General features: G+C 54.4%; 11 protein-coding genes. 7 read left to right on the plus strand and 4 right to left on the minus strand.

The window, feature by feature from the left end:
* The 6 genes from mukF to AC2FAK_RS13115 all read left to right on the plus strand — a co-directional run bounded on the left by mukF (window position 1) and on the right by AC2FAK_RS13115 (window position 9,853).
* Window positions 1-1,323, plus strand: a complete 1,323-nt coding sequence (gene mukF / locus AC2FAK_RS13090) for a chromosome partition protein MukF (protein ID WP_095455494.1) — start codon at window positions 1-3, stop codon at window positions 1,321-1,323.
* The gene (gene mukE / locus AC2FAK_RS13095) at window positions 1,304-2,008 is read left to right on the plus strand and encodes a chromosome partition protein MukE (RefSeq protein ID WP_013097294.1); all 705 of its coding nucleotides are present in this window, start codon (window positions 1,304-1,306) and stop codon (window positions 2,006-2,008) included. Before mukF ends, mukE begins: the two co-directional genes overlap by 20 nt.
* Window positions 2,008-6,456, plus strand: coding sequence for a chromosome partition protein MukB (gene mukB, locus AC2FAK_RS13100; RefSeq protein ID WP_095455495.1), 4,449 nt, complete (start codon window positions 2,008-2,010; stop codon window positions 6,454-6,456). Before mukE ends, mukB begins: the two co-directional genes overlap by 1 nt.
* Before the next feature lie 179 nt (window positions 6,457-6,635).
* Window positions 6,636-8,459 carry a L,D-transpeptidase gene (gene ldtD / locus AC2FAK_RS13105; protein WP_013097291.1) on the plus strand — a complete coding sequence of 608 codons (1,824 nt, stop codon included), beginning with the start codon at window positions 6,636-6,638 and terminating at the stop codon, window positions 8,457-8,459.
* Window positions 8,460-8,633: 174 nt separating this feature from the next.
* A complete protein-coding gene (mepK, locus tag AC2FAK_RS13110; RefSeq protein WP_013097290.1) occupies window positions 8,634-9,185 on the plus strand; it encodes a peptidoglycan L,D-endopeptidase MepK in 552 nt (183 codons plus the stop codon).
* A 20-nt stretch (window positions 9,186-9,205) separates the two neighbouring features.
* Window positions 9,206-9,853, plus strand: coding sequence for an MBL fold metallo-hydrolase (locus AC2FAK_RS13115; protein ID WP_095455496.1), 648 nt, complete (start codon window positions 9,206-9,208; stop codon window positions 9,851-9,853).
* Between the two features lie 57 nt (window positions 9,854-9,910).
* Here AC2FAK_RS13115 and AC2FAK_RS13120 read toward each other — a convergent pair whose 3' ends face one another.
* The 4 genes from AC2FAK_RS13120 to pncB all read right to left on the minus strand — a co-directional run bounded on the left by AC2FAK_RS13120 (window position 9,911) and on the right by pncB (window position 15,715).
* Window positions 9,911-11,101 (minus strand): amino acid aminotransferase, encoded by a 1,191-nt coding sequence (locus AC2FAK_RS13120; protein WP_058680322.1) that lies wholly within the window; start codon window positions 11,099-11,101, stop codon window positions 9,911-9,913.
* 184 nt (window positions 11,102-11,285) lie between these two features.
* Window positions 11,286-12,341, minus strand: coding sequence for a porin OmpF (ompF, locus tag AC2FAK_RS13125; RefSeq protein WP_095455497.1), 1,056 nt, complete (start codon window positions 12,339-12,341; stop codon window positions 11,286-11,288).
* Between the two features lie 605 nt (window positions 12,342-12,946).
* Window positions 12,947-14,347 carry an asparagine--tRNA ligase gene (gene asnS, locus AC2FAK_RS13130; protein ID WP_058680323.1) on the minus strand — a complete coding sequence of 467 codons (1,401 nt, stop codon included), beginning with the start codon at window positions 14,345-14,347 and terminating at the stop codon, window positions 12,947-12,949.
* A 165-nt stretch (window positions 14,348-14,512) separates the two neighbouring features.
* Complete coding sequence (gene pncB, locus AC2FAK_RS13135) at window positions 14,513-15,715, minus strand: nicotinate phosphoribosyltransferase (protein WP_058680324.1); 1,203 nt, start codon at window positions 15,713-15,715, stop codon at window positions 14,513-14,515.
* A gap of 255 nt (window positions 15,716-15,970) precedes the next feature.
* Between pncB and pepN the strand changes: the two genes are divergently transcribed.
* Window positions 15,971-18,583: an aminopeptidase N gene (gene pepN / locus AC2FAK_RS13140; RefSeq protein ID WP_038981301.1), complete on the plus strand. Its 2,613-nt coding sequence runs from the start codon at window positions 15,971-15,973 to the stop codon at window positions 18,581-18,583.
* The last annotated feature ends 46 nt before the right edge of the window (window positions 18,584-18,629 follow it).

Genomic DNA, 18,629 nt, shown 5'->3' on the forward strand with positions numbered 1-18,629 from the left:
ATGAGTGAATTTTCCCAGACAGTCCCCGAACTGGTTGCCTGGGCCAGGAAAAATGATTTCTCCATCTCGCTGCCGGTAGACAGACTCTCTTTCCTGCTGGCGGTTGCCACGCTGAACGGCGAACGGCTCGATGGCGAAATGAGCGAGGGTGAACTGGTGGATGCGTTCCGCCATGTGAGTGATGCGTTTGAGCAAACCAGCGAAACCATTAGCGTGCGTGCCAACAACGCAATCAACGATATGGTGCGTCAACGTCTGCTGAACCGCTTTACCAGCGAGCAGGCGGAAGGTAACGCCATTTATCGACTGACGCCACTGGGCATCGGCATTACCGATTACTACATCCGCCAGCGTGAGTTTTCCACGTTGCGCCTTTCCATGCAGCTCTCCATTGTGGCGGGTGAACTCAAGCGTGCAGCCGATGCTGCGGATGAAAACGGGGATGAATTCCACTGGCACCGTAACGTCTTCGCGCCGCTGAAATATTCGGTAGCGGAGATTTTTGACAGTATCGATCTGACCCAGCGTCTGATGGACGAACAGCAGCAGCAGGTGAAAGATGATATCGCGCAATTGCTGAATAAAGACTGGCGTGCGGCCATCTCCAGCTGTGAGTTGCTGCTGTCGGAAACCTCCGGCACGCTGCGTGAACTGCAGGATACGCTGGAAGCCGCAGGCGATAAGCTCCAGGCCAACCTGCTGCGCATTCAGGATGCGACCATGGCACATGACGATCTGCATTTTATCGACCGTCTGGTCTTTGATTTGCAGAGCAAGCTCGATCGCATCATTAGCTGGGGCCAGCAATCGATTGACCTGTGGATCGGTTACGATCGTCACGTACATAAATTTATCCGTACCGCCATCGATATGGATAAAAACCGCGTCTTTGCTCAGCGTCTGCGTCAGTCTGTTCAAACCTACTTCGATGCGCCGTGGGCGCTAACCTACGCCAATGCCGATCGTCTGCTCGATATGCGTGACGAAGAGATGGCGTTGCGTGATGAAGAGGTAACCGGTGAGCTGCCACCGGATCTGGAGTACGAAGAATTCAACGAAATTCGTGAGCAACTTGCGGCCATGATCGAAGAACAGCTCGCTGTCTACAAAACCAGACAGGTACCGCTGGATCTTGGTCTCGTGGTGCGCGACTATCTGGCGCAATATCCTCGCGCGCGCCACTTCGACGTTGCCCGCATTGTGGTAGACCAGGCGGTTCGCCTGGGTATCGCGCAAGCAGATTTCACCGGACTGCCGCCGAAGTGGCAGCCGATTAACGATTACGGAGCCAAGGTACAGGCGCATGTCATTGACAAATATTGAACAAGTGATGCCATTAAAGCTGGCACAGGCGCTGGCGAATCCGTTATTTCCGGCGCTGGACAGCCAGCTGCGTGCCGGTCGTCATATTGGCCTCGACGAGCTGGATAATCACGCCTTTTTGATGGACTTCCAGGAGTATCTGGAAGAGTTTTACGCACGCTATAACGTTGAGCTTATCCGCGCGCCGGAAGGTTTCTTCTACCTGCGTCCGCGTTCCACCACGCTTATTCCGCGCTCCGTGCTTTCCGAGCTGGATATGATGGTCGGCAAAATTCTGTGCTACCTCTACCTCAGCCCGGAACGTCTGGCAAATGAAGGGATCTTCACCCAGCAGGAGCTTTACGATGAGCTGTTGACGCTGGCAGACGAAAGCAAGCTGCTGAAGCTTGTGAACAACCGTTCTACGGGGTCGGATCTCGATCGTCAGAAATTGCAGGAAAAAGTTCGCTCTTCTCTGAACCGTCTGCGTCGTCTGGGGATGGTCTGGTTTATGGGCCACGACAGCAGCAAATTCCGCATTACGGAATCTGTTTTCCGCTTCGGTGCCGACGTGCGTGCGGGCGACGATGCGCGTGAAGCGCAGCTTCGCATGATCCGCGACGGTGAGGCGATGCCGGTGGAAAACCATTTGCAGCTCAATGACGAGCCTGAAGACAATCAGCCGGATAGCGGGGAGGAAGAGTAATGATTGAACGCGGTAAATTTCGCTCACTAACGCTGATTAACTGGAACGGCTTTTTTGCCCGAACCTTTGATCTCGATGAGCTGGTGACAACGCTCTCCGGCGGTAACGGTGCGGGTAAATCCACCACCATGGCGGCCTTTGTGACGGCGCTGATCCCTGATTTGACGCTGCTGCACTTCCGTAACACCACCGAAGCGGGCGCGACAAGCGGCTCCCGCGATAAAGGCCTGCACGGTAAGCTCAAAGCTGGCGTCTGTTATTCGGTGCTGGATGTGATCAACTCCCGTCACCAGCGTGTGGTGGTGGGCGTGCGTCTGCAGCAGGTCGCCGGTCGCGACCGAAAAGTGGATATCAAGCCGTTCGCGATTCAGGGCCTGCCAACCTCAATGCAGCCAACGGCGCTGCTGACGGAAACGCTCAATGAGCGCCAGGCGCGCGTACTGACGCTGCAGGAGCTGAAAGACAAGCTCGAAGCTATCGAAGGCGTGCAGTTCAAGCAGTTCAACTCAATTACCGATTACCACTCCCTGATGTTCGATCTGGGCGTGGTGGCGCGTCGTCTGCGTACCGCATCCGACCGCAGCAAATATTACCGTCTGATTGAAGCCTCCCTGTACGGTGGGATCTCCAGCGCCATTACCCGCTCCCTGCGCGACTACCTGTTGCCGGAAAACAGCGGCGTGCGTAAGGCCTTCCAGGACATGGAAGCCGCGCTGCGTGAAAACCGCATGACGCTGGAAGCGATTCGCGTTACCCAGTCTGACCGCGATCTGTTTAAACACCTGATCAGTGAAGCCACCAACTATGTGGCGGCGGATTATATGCGTCACGCCAACGAGCGCCGCGTGCATCTCGATCAGGCATTAGAGTACCGCCGCGAGCTGTTCACCTCGCGTAAACAGCTGGTGGCTGAGCAGTATAAGCACGTTGAAATGGCCCGTGAACTGGGCGAACACAACGGGGCTGAGGGCGATCTGGAAGCCGATTATCAGGCCGCCAGCGATCACCTGAACCTGGTTCAGACCGCGCTGCGCCAGCAGGAAAAAATCGAGCGCTACGAAGCCGATCTCGATGAACTGCAAATTCGTCTCGAAGAGCAAAACGAAGTGGTGGCCGAAGCCGCCGACATGCAGGAAGAGAACGAAGCGCGTGCCGAAGCCGCCGAACTGGAAGTGGATGAGCTGAAAAGCCAGCTCGCCGATTACCAGCAGGCGCTAGACGTACAGCAGACGCGTGCAATTCAGTACAACCAGGCCCTGCAGGCATTGCAGCGTGCGAAAGAGCTATGCCATCTGCCTGACCTGACGCCGGACAGCGCCGATGAATGGCTGGACACCTTCCAGGCGAAAGAGCAGGAAGCCACGGAAAAACTGCTCTCCCTGGAACAGAAAATGAGCGTCGCGCAGACCGCGCACAGCCAGTTTGAACAAGCTTATCAGCTGGTGGTGGCGATTAACGGCCCGCTGGCGCGAAACGAAGCGTGGGACGTAGCCCGCGAGTTGCTGCGCGACGGCGTCAACCAGCGTCATCTGGCCGAGCAGGTGCAACCGCTGCGTATGCGTCTGAACGAGCTGGAACAGCGTCTGCGCGAGCAGCAGGAGGCCGAGCGTCTGCTGGCCGAGTTCTGTAAGCGTCAGGGTAAACATTACGATATTGACGATCTTGAGGCTCTGCACCAGGAGCTTGAAGCCCGTATCGCCGCCCTTTCCGATACAGTATCCAGCGCCAGCGAACAGCGGATGACGCTGCGTCAGGAGCTGGAGCAGCTTCAGTCCCGCTCGCAGACGCTGTTGCAACGCGCACCCGTCTGGCTGGCGGCGCAAAGCAGCCTGAACCAGCTCAGCGAACAGTGCGGTGAAACGTTCGAATCCAGCCAGGAAGTGACCGAATATCTGCAACAGCTGCTTGAGCGCGAGCGCGAGGCGATTGTTGAGCGTGATGAAGTTGGCGCGCGCAAGCGCGAGGTTGACGAAGAGATTGAACGCTTAAGCCAGCCGGGCGGTGCGGAAGATGCACGCCTGAATACGCTGGCGGAGCGTTTCGGTGGCGTACTGCTGTCAGAAATTTATGATGACGTGGGTCTGGACGATGCGCCGTACTTCTCCGCGCTGTATGGCCCGTCGCGTAACGCGATTGTGGTGCCGGATCTGTCTCTGATTGCCGAACAGCTCGAAGGGCTGGAAGATTGCCCGGAAGATCTCTATTTGATCGAAGGGGATCCGCAGTCGTTCGATGACAGCGTGTTCAGCGTTGACGAGCTGGAAAAAGCGGTAGTGGTGAAAATTGCTGACCGTCAGTGGCGTTACTCGCGCTTCCCGGAACTTCCTCTGTTTGGCCGCGCCGCGCGTGAAAGTCGTATTGAGAGCCTGCACGCTGAGCGTGAAACACTGTCTGAACGTTTTGCGACGTTGTCGTTTGACGTGCAGAAAACCCAGCGCCTGCATCAGGCATTTAGCCGCTTTATCGGTAGCCATCTGGGAGTGGCCTTTGAGGCTGACCCGGAAGCGGAAATTCGCAAGCTTAACACCCGCCGTGGCGAGCTTGAGCGCGCGATTGCCAGCCATGAAAATGACAACCAGCAGAGCCGCGTTCAGTTTGAACAGGCGAAAGAGGGCGTTGCTGCCCTGAACCGCATTCTGCCGCGTCTGAATCTGCTGGCGGACGATATGCTGGCTGACCGTGTGGATGAAATCCAGGAACGTCTGGATGAAGCGCAGGAGGCTGCGCGCTTCGTGCAGCAACACGGTAATCAGCTGGCGAAGCTGGAGCCGGTCGTTTCGGTGCTTCAGAGCGATCCAGAGCAGTTTGAGCAGCTAAAAGAAGATTATGCCTGGTCCCAGCAGGTGCAGCGTGAAGCACGCCAGCAGGCGTTTGCCCTGACGGAAGTGGTGCAGCGTCGCGCTCACTTCGGCTACTCTGACTCGGCGGAAATGCTGAGCGGTAACAGCGATCTGAACGAGAAATTACGCCAGCGCCTTGAGCAGGCTGAAGCGGAACGTACGCGTGCCCGTGAAGCGATGCGTAGCCACGCGGCCCAGTTGAACCAGTACAACCAGGTTCTGGCCTCGCTAAAAAGCTCCTTTGATACCAAGAAAGAGCTGTTAAACGATCTGCAAAAAGAGCTGCAGGATATCGGCGTCCGTGCCGACAGCGGGGCAGAAGAGCGGGCGCGTGTTCGTCGTGATGAGCTGCATGCCCAGCTGAGCAATAACCGTGCGCGTCGTAATCAGCTGGAAAAAGCGCTGACCTTCTGTGAAGCGGAGATGGATAACCTGACCCGCCGCCTGCGCAAGCTGGAGCGCGACTATCACGAAATGCGCGAGCAGGTGGTATCTGCGAAGGCTGGCTGGTGCGCGGTGATGCGCATGGTGAAAGACAATAATGTTGAACGCCGTCTGCATCGTCGTGAACTGGCGTACCTCTCTGCGGATGAACTGCGATCTATGTCGGATAAGGCGTTGGGTGCGCTGCGTCTGGCGGTGGCCGATAACGAACATCTGCGCGATGTGCTGCGTATGTCTGAAGATCCGAAGCGTCCTGAGCGTAAAATTCAGTTCTTCGTGGCGGTATACCAGCATCTGCGTGAGCGTATTCGTCAGGACATCATCCGTACCGACGATCCGGTCGAAGCCATTGAACAGATGGAAATTGAACTGGGGCGCCTGACGGAAGAGCTGACCTCCCGTGAACAGAAGCTGGCTATCAGCTCCCGTAGCGTGGCGAACATCATCCGCAAGACCATTCAGCGCGAGCAGAACCGTATTCGCCAGCTGAACCAGGGTCTGCAGAGCGTATCGTTTGGTCAGGTGAACAGCGTACGTCTGAATGTAAACGTCCGTGAAGCGCACTCTACGCTGCTGGATGTGCTCTCTGAGCAGCATGAACAGCATCAGGATCTGTTTAACAGCAACCGTCTGACCTTCTCCGAAGCGCTGGCGAAGCTGTATCAGCGTCTGAATCCGCAGATTGATATGGGGCAACGTACGCCGCAAACCATCGGTGAAGAGCTGCTGGATTACCGTAACTACCTGGAGATGGAAGTTGAGGTTAACCGTGGTTCAGACGGCTGGCTGCGTGCGGAATCCGGGGCACTGTCGACCGGTGAAGCTATCGGTACCGGGATGTCGATTCTGGTGATGGTGGTGCAGAGCTGGGAAGATGAAGCGCGTCGTCTGCGCGGCAAAGATATTTCCCCATGCCGTCTGCTGTTCCTTGATGAGGCAGCGCGTCTGGATGCCCGCTCCATCGCCACGCTGTTTGAGCTCTGCGAACGTCTGGATATGCAGCTCATTATTGCGGCACCGGAAAATATTAGTCCGGAAAAAGGCACAACCTATAAACTGGTGCGTAAAGTGTTCCAGAACAGCGAGCACGTTCACGTTGTAGGCCTGCGCGGCTTTGCTCCGCAGCCGCCGGAGTCCTTACCGGGCACGGCAGACGCCTCCTGAGGCGTGTTGTTACAAAGCGCGGCGCATTAGCGCCGCTTTTTTTTACGCTTAACTTATGCTTACGGCTGCGTTATCTTTAAACTTCTTTACATAAGGTAAGGCAACTGCGTTTGTGCCTTCCTATAATGAATAAAAGCCCCAGTGTGATGGGCATGTCGTGAGAAAACAGGGGGCAAGGGATGTTGCTAAAGAAAAATCGTGGTCATCAGCTGTCAGCGTTGAGTTTGTGTCTGGCGGTGATGTTTGCTCCACTGTTAAGCGCTCAGGCCGATGAGCCTGAAGTTGTACCGTCAGACAGTTCCGCGACGATGGGTGCGCAGCCGACGTCGCTGTCACAACCGCTGGATCAATCTCCGGCGACGGCCATTTTAGCGGGTATCAGACCGCTACCCGAAGGTATCGACACCGGCGCGCTCCGCCAGCAGCTTCTTACCGGGCTTCCTGCAGGATACACGCCTGCCTACATCAACCAGCTTACGCTGCTTTATGCCGCGCGTGATATGAAGCCGATGTGGGAAAACCGGGACGCCGTGCGGGCTTTCCAGCAGCAGCTGGCGGAAGTCGCCATTGCTGGTTTTCAGCCGCAATTCACCACCTGGGTTGAGCTCCTCACCGATCCAGCCGTTACCGGTCAGGCGCGTGATGTGGTGCTGTCTGATGCCATGATGGGCTACCTCCAGTTTGTGGCGGGCATTCCGGTCAATGGCAACCGCTGGTTATACAGTCAAAAACCGTACAAGCTGGCGACGCCGGCGCTGTCGGTCATTAACCAATGGCAACTGGCGCTGGATAACGGTGACCTGCCGCGCTTTATCGCAAGCCTGGCACCGGCCCATCCGCAGTATGCCACCATGCATCAGTCGCTGCTTGAGCTGGTTGCGGATTCCCGCCCGTGGCCTCAGGTGCGTGGCACAACCACGCTTCGTCCGGGACAGTGGAGCAGCGATGTCCCGGCGATCCGCGAAATTATGAAACGCTCCGGCATTCTCGAAAGCGGTCCTAAGATTGCGCTGCCCGGCGACGATACGCAAAGCGCGGTCGTCAGCCCGTCGGCCCCGGTAAAAGAGAAAAAGGCCGTTGCACAGAGCAACAAACCCGCCGCCTACGATCGCGAACTGGTCGCGGCGGTTAAGCAGTTCCAGGCCGCGCAGGGGCTGGGCGCAGACGGGGTGATCGGTCCGTCCACCCGCGACTGGCTGAACGTCTCGCCTGCCCAGCGTGCTGGGGTGCTGGCGCTGAATATCCAGCGTTTACGTCTGCTGCCGGGAACACTGTCGACCGGGATTATGGTGAATATACCAGCGTATTCGCTGGTTTATTATCAGAACGGTAGCGAGGTGCTGGCGTCGCGTGTGATTGTCGGACGTCCTGACCGTAAAACGCCGATGATGAGCAGCGCCCTGAATAACGTAGTGGTAAACCCGCCGTGGAACGTGCCGCCGACGCTGGCGCGCAAGGATATTCTGCCTAAGGTCTGGAACGATCCTGGCTATCTGGAGCGTCATAACTATACGGTGATCCGCGGCTGGAACAGCAAAGAGACGATCGATCCGTGGATGGTTGACTGGTCAACGATTACGCCGTCGAACCTGCCATTCCGTTTCCAGCAGGCACCGGGTGCGCATAACTCGCTGGGGCGCTATAAATTCAACATGCCAAGTTCGGACGCTATCTATCTGCATGATACGCCGAACCATAACCTGTTCCAGAAAGATGCCCGCGCGCTCAGCTCAGGCTGCGTTCGTGTGAATAAGGCATCGGAACTGGCGAATATGCTGTTGCAGGATGCGGGCTGGAACGACACGCGGATCTCCGATGCCCTCAAGCAGGGGGACACCCGTTACGTTAACATTCGACACAATATACCGGTCAATCTTTACTATCTGACGGCGTTTGTTGGTGAAGATGGACGTACCCAGTATCGTACAGATATTTACAATTATGATCTCACGGCGCGATCCGGCGCACAAATTTTGCCAAAAGCTGAACAATTAATCAGGTAAATGAAGCAGTTCGGGAAAATAGGTTGTCGTAAGTTAGGGCAAATACGTGGCGATATGGCTGGAAGCCGCGTGTTTGCTGGGGTTGGGTGCCTTGACGTCGTTGGCTTTGCCAGTTAAGGTGCCCTTCGTGCGCTAAGCATATTACGATTTCTTTGACCTGTAGACCTGATTATCATGGACAAATTTGACGCTAATCGCCGCAAACTGCTGGCGTTAGGTGGCGTTGCGCTCGGCGCAGCGGCCATCCTGCCGACGCCAGCATTTGCCACCCTCTCGACACCTCGTCCGCGTATTTTAACGCTCAACAATCTGCATACTGGTGAGTCGCTAAAAGCGGAATTCTTCGATGGCAGAGGCTATATTCAGGATGAATTAGCAAGACTTAACCATTTTTTCCGTGATTTCCGCGCGAATAAAGTAAAAGCCATCGACCCAGGATTATTTGACCAGTTGTTCCGCCTTCAGGGCCTGCTGGGTACCAGCAAGCCGGTGCAACTCATTTCCGGTTATCGTTCCATTGATACCAATAATGAATTGCGCGCCCGCAGCCGTGGGGTAGCGAAAAAAAGCTATCACACCAGGGGACAGGCAATGGATTTCCATATTGAAGGCGTTTCGTTAGCCAATATTCGCAAAGCTGCGTTATCTATGCGCGCAGGTGGTGTAGGATATTACCCAAGTAGTAACTTTGTGCATATTGATACCGGTCCAGTTCGGCACTGGTAATAACGAAACACAGGAGCAGTATGAACTATCGTATTATTCCGGTTACGGCGTTCTCCCAGAATTGTTCATTGATCTGGTGTGAGCAAACCAAACTGGCCGCGCTTGTCGATCCCGGCGGTGACGCTGAGAAGATCAAACAGGAAGTTGCAGAAAGCGGTGTGACGCTGATGCAGATTTTACTGACGCATGGTCACCTTGACCATGTTGGCGCAGCGGCGGAGCTGGCACAGCACTATGGAGTGCCGGTGATCGGTCCGGAAAAAGAAGATGAGTTCTGGCTGCAGGGTTTGCCAGCCCAAAGCCGCATGTTTGGCCTCGATGAGTGTCAGCCATTGACGCCCGATCGCTGGTTAAACGAAGGAGAGCGTGTGAACGTAGGGAATGTGACTTTACAGGTGTTGCATTGTCCTGGGCATACGCCAGGCCATATTGTCTTCTTTGATGACCAGTCCCGTCTGCTGATTTCCGGCGATGTGATTTTCAAAGGTGGCGTAGGGCGCAGCGATTTCCCGCGTGGCGACCACGGACAGCTGATCCAGTCTATTAAACAGAAGTTATTGCCGCTGGGCGATGACGTGACGTTTATCCCTGGACACGGCCCGATGTCGACGCTGGGCTACGAGCGGGTGCATAACCTCTTCCTTCAGGATGAAATGCCTGTCTGGTAAATCCGGATAATAAAAAAAGCCTGCATCGTGCAGGCTTTTTTGTGGGCGCTAATTACATTACAGTACGGCGACGATTGCTTCGCACAGTGGCGCCATGTTGTCAGGGGTCATACCTGCAACGTTCACGCGGCCAGAGGCCACGGCGTACACGCCAAACTCTTCACGCAGACGCAGAACCTGTTCTTTGGTCAGGCCACTGAAAGAGAACATACCGTTCTGCTTAGTAATAAAGCTGAAATCACGGTCTGCACCTTTCTCTGCCAGGGTGTTCACAAACAGCAGGCGCATGCGCTGAATACGCTGACGCATATCGTTGAGCTCTTGTTCCCAAATCGCGCGGAGCGCATCGTTGCTCAGGATGGTGGCAACGACAGAAGCACCGTGTGCTGGTGGGTTAGAGTAGTTAGCGCGGATAACTGATTTCATCTGGCTGAACGCACGATCGGCAGTCTCTTCGTTTGCTGCGACCAGCGTACAGGCACCAACACGCTCATTGTACAGGCCAAAGTTCTTGGAGTAGGAGCTAGCAACGATCAGCTCCTGATGGACGGCTGCGAAAGCGCGCAGACCTTCAGCGTCTTCTTCCAGACCACGGGCGAAGCCCTGGTAAGCGAAGTCAAACAGCGGCAGCCAGCCTTTATCGACTGACAGTTTTGCCAGCTGTTCCCACTGTTCAAGCGTCGGATCAATGCCGGTTGGGTTGTGGCAGCAGCCGTGGAACAGTACCACGTCGCCCGCCTGGGCTTCACTCAGGCTCGCCAGCAGACCGTCGAAGTCCAGAGCATGGTTTGCGGCGTCGTAGTAGGCATATTCGCGCACTTCCAGACCCGCAGAGTTAAAGACGCTCTTATGGTTCGGCCAGCTTGGGTTGCTTACCCATACGCGCTTAACAGCGGTATTTTTTGCAAGGAAATCCGCCGCCACGCGCAGTGCGCCGGTACCGCCAGGCGTTTGTGCTGTGCGCGCGCGTTTGTCGCTCACAATTGTACTACCTTTACCGAACAGCAGCTCCTGCGTGCAACGACCAAACTCAGGGATACCATCAATACCGAGGTAATTCTTGGTGGTTTCATTTTCCAGCAGATACTGCTCAGCTTTTTTTACGCTGGTCAGTACTGGGGTTTTGCCGGTTTCATCTTTATATACACCAATACCCAGGTTGATTTTGCCAGGGCGGTCGTCGGCACGAAACAGATCGGCCAGGCCCAGAATAGGGTCGGCAGGAGCGGCGGTAATGTTCTCAAACATGACGAAGTTCCATTGTGATTACAGAAGTGAAATCCGCTATCAGGTTAACGGTAGATTTACAAAATGCCAACCGTTTGCGACGAAAAGCGTGCGGCTTTTCAAAAGTCGCCATTATTTTCTGTCAGGCATAAAAAAACAGGGCCGAAGCCCTGTTCATTAAGCATATAACAAAGTGGTGTACTGATTAGAACTGGTAAACCAGACCTACAGCAACGGTATCATCGTTGTTGATGCCCAGCTTGTTGTCGTCTTTCAACTGGTTGATCTGGTAGTCAACATAGGTGGACATGTTTTTGTTGAAGTAGTAAGTCGCGCCGATGTCGATGTAGTTGATGTAGTCTTCGTCACCGATGCCTTCTACGTCTTTCGCTTTAGATTTGTAGTAAGCGATGGATGGACGCAGACCGAAGTCGAACTGATACTGAGCTACAACAGAGAAGTCCTGAGTTTTGTTAGCGAAACCATTGTCCAGACGAGCCGCGTTACGCATCTCACCGTACAGTGCTGCCAGGTAGATGTTGTTCGCGTCATATTTCAGACCGGTTGCCCACTGCTCAGCTTTATCGCCTTTACCCCATTGCAGATTCTGCTGGGCATTGGTGCGGTCAGCCGCGCCGTAAGCACCGACGATACCGAAGCCATCGAAATCATAGCTCAGAGAGGTTGCCCAGCCGTCACCGTTGGAACGCAACGCATCGGTACGCTCATTTTTGCCCAGGTACTGAACGCCAAAGTTCAGACCATCAACCAGGCCGAAGAAGCCGCTGTTACGGTAAGTCGCCAGACCACCGGTACGACCAGAGAAGAAGTTATCGCTCACGCCGGTGTCACCACCGAACTCAGGCAGCATATCGGTGATACCGATTGCATCATAAACCAGGCCATAGTTACGACCGTAGTCGAAGGAACCTGCGTCACCGAATTTCAGGCCTGCGAATGCCAGACGGGTTTTGTTACCTGACTGAGCATCAGCGCCTTCAGAGTTGTTACCCTGGAAGTTATATTCCCACTGACCATAGCCGGTCATCTGGTCGTTGATTTTGGTTTCGCCTTTGAAGCCCAGACGAGCATAAGTTTTGTCGCCATCGTTGCCGTCATTATCAGAGAAGTAATGCAGGCCAACTGCTTTCCCGTACAGATCCAGTTTGTTGCCGTCTTTGTTATAGATTTCTGCAGCGTTAGCTGCACCGGCTACCAGCAGGGCAGGGACTACCACTGCCAGAATATTGCGCTTCATCATTATTTATTACCCTCATTGGTTTTTTTATGACACTCGCCACTGCCGCCAATAAATTCCGTCAATAAATATTTCCGGAACTATTGATGAGAGTTTGGTGTCTTTATGTATCTGTCAGGCATCTTTCCATTCATAGAAGCGTTTCGCTAGCCTGAAAGTGCTACAGTTTTCAAGATTGAGTAACAAAAAGAAATTATATGTAACTAAATGTGTATTTTTCGGAACTTTGTGAACCACCTCAAATTTCAGAAAGACCTGGCGAATTAAACGGCAGGCAGATTACTATATATATGAATTCCTTATAATTAATTTAGATAAAGGCAATTCGTATACGCGCACCTTCAACGACTCATTTTTTCTTATGACCCAAAAGGGACTTCTGGATGGCTGTGATTTTGGTTGAAATTTGTGCTATTGCTTGAGGATTAAATAATCGCAATAAGAATAGGGTTTATTTTTTGTTCGTAGATATTTCGTGGAAACAAAACGTAACAACTAGTGGTTGTGACGGGGTCAAAGTTGAAAGGTGCTTACTTTACGCTGACGAAAATTGACAGAGCAGAATAAAATAATGGCCAGCAAATGCTGGCCATTATGATTTTGGTTACTTAGAAGCTGGCATTACGCGGCGTACGTGGGAACGGAATAACGTCACGTACGTTCTGAACACCTGTGACGTAGGCGATCAGACGTTCGAAGCCCAGACCAAAGCCTGAGTGTGGCACAGTACCGTAACGGCGCAGATCGCGATACCAGCTGTAATCCGCCGGATTGAGCCCCATCTCTTGCATGCGCGCATCCAGCACGTCCAGACGCTCTTCACGCTGGGAGCCACCGATAATTTCACCAATGCCCGGTGCCAGTACGTCCATTGCGGCAACGGTTTTACCGTCTTCGTTAAGGCGCATATAGAACGCCTTAATGTCTTTCGGGTAGTTTTTCACAACAACCGGTGCTTTAAAGTGCTTCTCAGCCAGGTAACGCTCATGCTCGGAAGAGAGATCCACGCCCCAGTAAACCGGGTTCTCAAACTTCTCACCGCATTTCTCGAGAATAGCGACCGCATCGGTGTAATCCACCTGGGCAAAGTCGGAGGAAACAAAGCGCTCCAGACGTGCAATCGCTTCGTTATCGACACGCTCAGCGAAGAATTTCATGTCATCAGCACGTTCTTCCAGTACCGCTTTGAAGACGTACTTGAGCATGGCTTCCGCCAGGCCAGCGACATCGTTCAGATCTGCGAAAGCCACTTCAGGCTCCAGCATCCAGAATTCTGCCAGGTGACGGCTGGTGTTGGAGTTTTCCGCTCGGAAGGTTGGGCCGAAGGTATAGATTTTAGACAGCGCACAGGCGTAGGTTTCGCCGTTGAGCTGGCCAGATACCGTCAGGAAGGCTTCTTTACCAAAGAAGTCTTTGTCAAAGTCCACTTTACCTTCTGGCGTGCGCGGCAGGTTTTCCAGATCCAGCGTAGAAACGCGGAACATCTCGCCAGCGCCTTCGGTATCGGAGGCGGTGATCAGCGGGGTAGATACCCAGAAATAACCCTGCTCATCGAAGAAGCGATGCAGTGCCTGCGCCAGCGTGTGGCGGACACGTGCCACCGCACCAATCAGGTTGGTGCGTGGACGCAGGTGAGCCACTTCACGCAGATATTCGATGCTGTGACGTTTTGCGGCCATCGGGTAGGTATCAGGATCTTCAACCCAGCCAGTTACTTCAACGGCAGTGGCCTGAATTTCGAAACTCTGACCCTGACCCGGTGATGCGACAACCACGCCGGTAACAATTACGGAACAACCGGTTGTCAGGTGCAGAACGTCATCATTGTAATTGGGCAGAGAATTATTAATGACGGCCTGTACAGGATCAAAGCAGGAACCGTCATAGACGGCAAGGAAGGAGATGCCAGCTTTAGAATCTCGGCGGGTACGCACCCATCCGCGCACGGTGACTTCCTGGTCAACGGCGACACGGCCCTGGAGTACGTCGGCTACAGGCACAACGCTCATAATATTCTCTCTGTTAATAGTCGGAAAAAATAAACACTTGTCCACCCAAATGGGGGGATATCTATGTTACCTGCCATCCGCTATCAGACAAGTAAATTTCGCAGTCAAAAGAGAAGAATTAAGAAATAAATAAGAAGTAGGGAGCCATTTGGCTCCCTTAAGCGCTTAACTGGCTTTTTTGACCTGAGGGAGATCGAAAGCTTTGCGTAACGCGCGGACAAACGCTTTATCATGACAGATGGTTTTACCCGGGCTATCGGAGAGCTTGGCTACCGGCTTGCCGTTACATTCCACCAGTTTTATCACGATATTCAGCGGTTTTACCTGAGGGATGTCGCAGGTTAAACGGGTGCCAATCCCGAAGCTCAGGTTCACTCGGGTACTGAAATGGCGATAGAGTTCAACCGCTTTCGCGAGATCGAGGTTGTCGGAGAAGACCAGCACCTTGCTCATCGGGTCGATGCTGAGTTTTTCGTAATGCGCTATCGCCTTCTCACCCCATTCAACCGGATCCCCGGAGTCATGACGTAACCCCTGGTAACGCTCAGCGAACTCAGGGCCGAAATCACGCAGGAACGCATCCATCGTGATACAGTCGGTCAGGGCGATGCCGAGTTGATTCGGATACTCGTCAAGCCACGCGGCCAGTGCGGCGCGTTGGCTGTTGGCCAGATCTGGACTGATCTGCTGATGCGCCTGGAACCATTCATGCGCCTGGGTACCCATGGGTGTCAGGTTCAGACGACGTGCCAGATCGTAATTACTGGTGCCCACGAACCACGACTCTTGCTGCAGACGCTGAACAATGGCCTGCTGAACGTCGCGGGAGAAACGGCGACGCGTGCCAAAGTCCATAAGACGGAAGCGGGACATATCCAACCCATCCGTCAGGGTGGCAAACCCTGCGAGTTTGTTTTCCAGCGCGGCCAGTGCCTGAGTCACCCCGGTTTCCGGCGAACGGTAGCGGTGAGCCAGCTCGCTGATCACAGCCAGCAACGGAACTTCCCACATGATCACTTCACGCCATGGGCCTTCAAGGCGAATATCCAGCTTGCCGTTATCATTCGTGACGGTGACCTGCTCTGGCTTATAACGGAAGTCGCGCAGCCAGTTCAGATAGTCCGCTTTAAAGAAAGGCAGGCCGGAAAGCCACTGGTATTCGTCGTCCTGCAACGTCAGATGCTGCATAGCATCGACCTGTTCACGAATGGAATCTGCGTAGATACCGAGCAAGTCGTCGCCACGGCAGCGGAATTCCGCCGCAACATCAACATCATAGTAATGGTGGAAAACGGCTTGCTGCATGTGCAGTTTATACGCGTCGGTATCCAGCAATGTATGCAGAACAGGAGAAGCGAATCGAGTCATAGGTGCGCAGTAGCATCCTCTCACAGGAGCGTTTAGTACAATAAACAACTCCGGAGTATACCTTGTTTAGTGATTTATTGAACCCCGATCACAACATAAGCGCTCTTTATGGTCGAGGGCATTTTGTGCCCCGTGTTATACAAATGTAGCAAAAAGGGTGTTTGTACCTGAAAAGATGAACATTCTGCATAGCGCGATCTACACAACAGGAATAGACTGGAATCGTTATTCGACAAACGATGCATAAGGTTTTCTATGACACAACAGCCACAAGCCAAATACCGCCACGACTATCGTGCGCCGGATTACCTGATTAGCGATATCGATCTGACTTTTGACCTGGATGCCACTAAAACCGTTGTGACGGCGGTAAGCCAGGTGACGCGCCAGAGCGCGACGGCAGTGCCGCTGCGTCTGGATGGTGAAGACCTGACGCTGGTCTCCCTGCATATTAATGATGCAGCCTGGACTGACTATAAAGAAGAAGACAACCAGCTGGTGATCGATAACCTGCCGGAACGCTTTACGCTGCGCATCGTGAATGAAATCAGCCCTGCCGCCAATACGGCGCTGGAAGGGCTCTACCAGTCTGGCGTGGCGCTGTGCACCCAGTGTGAAGCGGAAGGTTTCCGCCACATCACCTGGTATCTTGACCGTCCGGACGTGCTGGCGCGCTTTACCACCAAAATCATCGCGGATAAAACGCTTTATCCTTTCCTGCTCTCTAACGGTAACCGCGTGGGTGAGGGTGAGCTGGAAAACGGCCGTCACTGGGTACAGTGGCAGGATCCGTTCCCAAAACCATGCTACCTGTTTGCGCTGGTGGCGGGTGATTTCGACGTCTTACGCGACACCTTCAAAACCCGTTCTGGCCGCGAAGTGGCGCTGGAACTGTTCGTTGACCGTGGCAACCTCGATCGCGCGCCATGGGCGATGACCTCGCTCATCAACTCCATGAAATGGGACGAAGAGCGTTTTGGTCTGGAATACGATCTCGACATCTATATGATTGTCGCCGTCGACTTCTTCAACATGGGGGCGATGGAGAACAAAGGTCTCAACATCTTTAACTCCAAATACGTGCTGGCCCGTACCGATACCGCCACCGATAAAGACTACCTCGATATCGAGCGCGTTATTGGCCACGAGTATTTCCATAACTGGACCGGTAACCGTGTCACCTGCCGCGACTGGTTCCAGCTGAGCCTGAAAGAAGGTCTGACCGTCTTCCGTGACCAGGAGTTCAGCTCCGATCTGGGCTCGCGTGCGGTTAACCGCATCAACAACGTGCGCACCATGCGTGGGTTGCAGTTCGCGGAAGATGCCAGTCCGATGGCGCACCCAATTCGTCCGGACAAAGTCATCGAGATGAATAACTTCTACACCCTGACGGTGTATGAAAAAGGGGCGGAAATTATCCGTATGATCCACACCCTGCTGGGCGAGGAGAACTTCCAGAAAGGGATGCAGCTCTATTTCGAGCGTCACGACGGTAGCGCCGCCACCTGCGATGATTTTGTGCAGGCAATGGAAGATGCGTCGAATGTGGATCTCTCTCACTTCCGCCGCTGGTACAGCCAGGCCGGTACGCCGATTGTCACCGTTAAAGACGATTACAATCCGGAGACCGAGCAGTACACCCTGACCATCAGCCAACGCACGCCGCCAACGGCTGAGCAGGAAGAAAAATATCCGCTGCACATCCCGTTCAGCATTGAACTGTATGATAACGAAGGCAAAGTGATCCCGCTGCAGAAGGGTGGCCACCCGGTACACCACGTGCTGAACGTGACCCAGGCAGAGCAGACCTTTATCTTCGATAACGTCTATTTCCAGCCGGTGCCTGCGCTGCTGTGTGAATTCTCTGCTCCAGTGAAGCTGGAGTATAAGTGGAGCGATCAGCAGCTGACGTTCCTGATGCGTCACGCGCGCAACGATTTCTCCCGCTGGGATGCCGCTCAAAGCCTGCTCGCGACATACATCAAGCTGAACGTTAATCGTCATCAGCAGGGCCAGCCGCTGTCGCTGCCGGTTCACGTGGCCGACGCGTTCCGTGCGGTTCTGCTGGATGAACAGATTGATCCGGCCCTCGCGGCTGAAATCCTGACGTTGCCGTCCGCGACCGAAATCGCCGAGCTGTTCGAGACCATCGATCCTATTGCCATCGTGGCTGTGCGTGAAGCGCTGACCCGCACGCTGGCGGCCGAACTGGCGGATGAGTTCCTGGCGATCTACAACGCCAACAAGCTGGATGCGTACCGCGTGGAACATGGCGATATTGGTAAACGTTCCCTGCGCAATACCTGTCTGCGCTACCTGGCCTTTGGTGAAACAGACCTGGCGAACACGCTGGTGAGTAAGCAGTATCACGAAGCGGATAATATGACCGACGCGCTCGCAGCCCTGGCGGCAAGCGTGGCAGCCGAGTTACCGTGCCGTGATGCGCTGATGCAAGAGTATGACGACAAGTGGCACCAGGATGGCCTGGTTATGGACAAGTGGTTCATTCTGCAGGCGACCAGTCCGGCAGCCGATGCGCTCAGCAACGTGCGCAGCCTGCTGAAGCATCGCTCCTTTACCATGAGCAACCCGAACCGCGTCCGCTCCCTGATTGGCGCGTTTGCCAGCAGCAACCCGGCTGCGTTCCACGCGGAAGACGGCAGCGGTTATCAGTTCATGGTGGAAATGCTGACCGAGCTGAACAGCCGCAACCCGCAGGTGGCATCACGTCTGATTGAGCCGCTGATCCGCCTGAAACGCTACGATACGCAGCGCCAGGCGAAGATGCGTGCCGCGCTTGAGCAGCTTAAAGGGCTGGAAAATCTCTCTGGCGATCTGTACGAGAAGATTTCGAAGGCGCTGGCCTGATAGAAAGCTTAACCCTCCCTCTCCCTGTGGGAGAGGGCCGGGGTGA

This window comes from Enterobacter cloacae complex sp. 394F7, from assembly GCF_057320385.1.

What these genes read in the sequence shown, in the direction of transcription:
- ompF (WP_095455497.1), bottom strand. Translation starts at nt 12,341, where the DNA reads ATGATGAAGCGCAATATTCTGGCAGTGGTAGTCCCTGCCCTGCTGGTA.
- ldtD (WP_013097291.1), top strand. Translation starts at nt 6,636, where the DNA reads ATGTTGCTAAAGAAAAATCGTGGTCATCAGCTGTCAGCGTTGAGTTTG.
- mukB (WP_095455495.1), top strand. Translation starts at nt 2,008, where the DNA reads ATGATTGAACGCGGTAAATTTCGCTCACTAACGCTGATTAACTGGAAC.
- mepK (WP_013097290.1), top strand. Translation starts at nt 8,634, where the DNA reads ATGGACAAATTTGACGCTAATCGCCGCAAACTGCTGGCGTTAGGTGGC.
- mukE (WP_013097294.1), top strand. Translation starts at nt 1,304, where the DNA reads ATGTCATTGACAAATATTGAACAAGTGATGCCATTAAAGCTGGCACAG.
- AC2FAK_RS13115 (WP_095455496.1), top strand. Translation starts at nt 9,206, where the DNA reads ATGAACTATCGTATTATTCCGGTTACGGCGTTCTCCCAGAATTGTTCA.
- asnS (WP_058680323.1), bottom strand. Translation starts at nt 14,347, where the DNA reads ATGAGCGTTGTGCCTGTAGCCGACGTACTCCAGGGCCGTGTCGCCGTT.
- pepN (WP_038981301.1), top strand. Translation starts at nt 15,971, where the DNA reads ATGACACAACAGCCACAAGCCAAATACCGCCACGACTATCGTGCGCCG.
- AC2FAK_RS13120 (WP_058680322.1), bottom strand. Translation starts at nt 11,101, where the DNA reads ATGTTTGAGAACATTACCGCCGCTCCTGCCGACCCTATTCTGGGCCTG.
- mukF (WP_095455494.1), top strand. Translation starts at nt 1, where the DNA reads ATGAGTGAATTTTCCCAGACAGTCCCCGAACTGGTTGCCTGGGCCAGG.
- pncB (WP_058680324.1), bottom strand. Translation starts at nt 15,715, where the DNA reads ATGACTCGATTCGCTTCTCCTGTTCTGCATACATTGCTGGATACCGAC.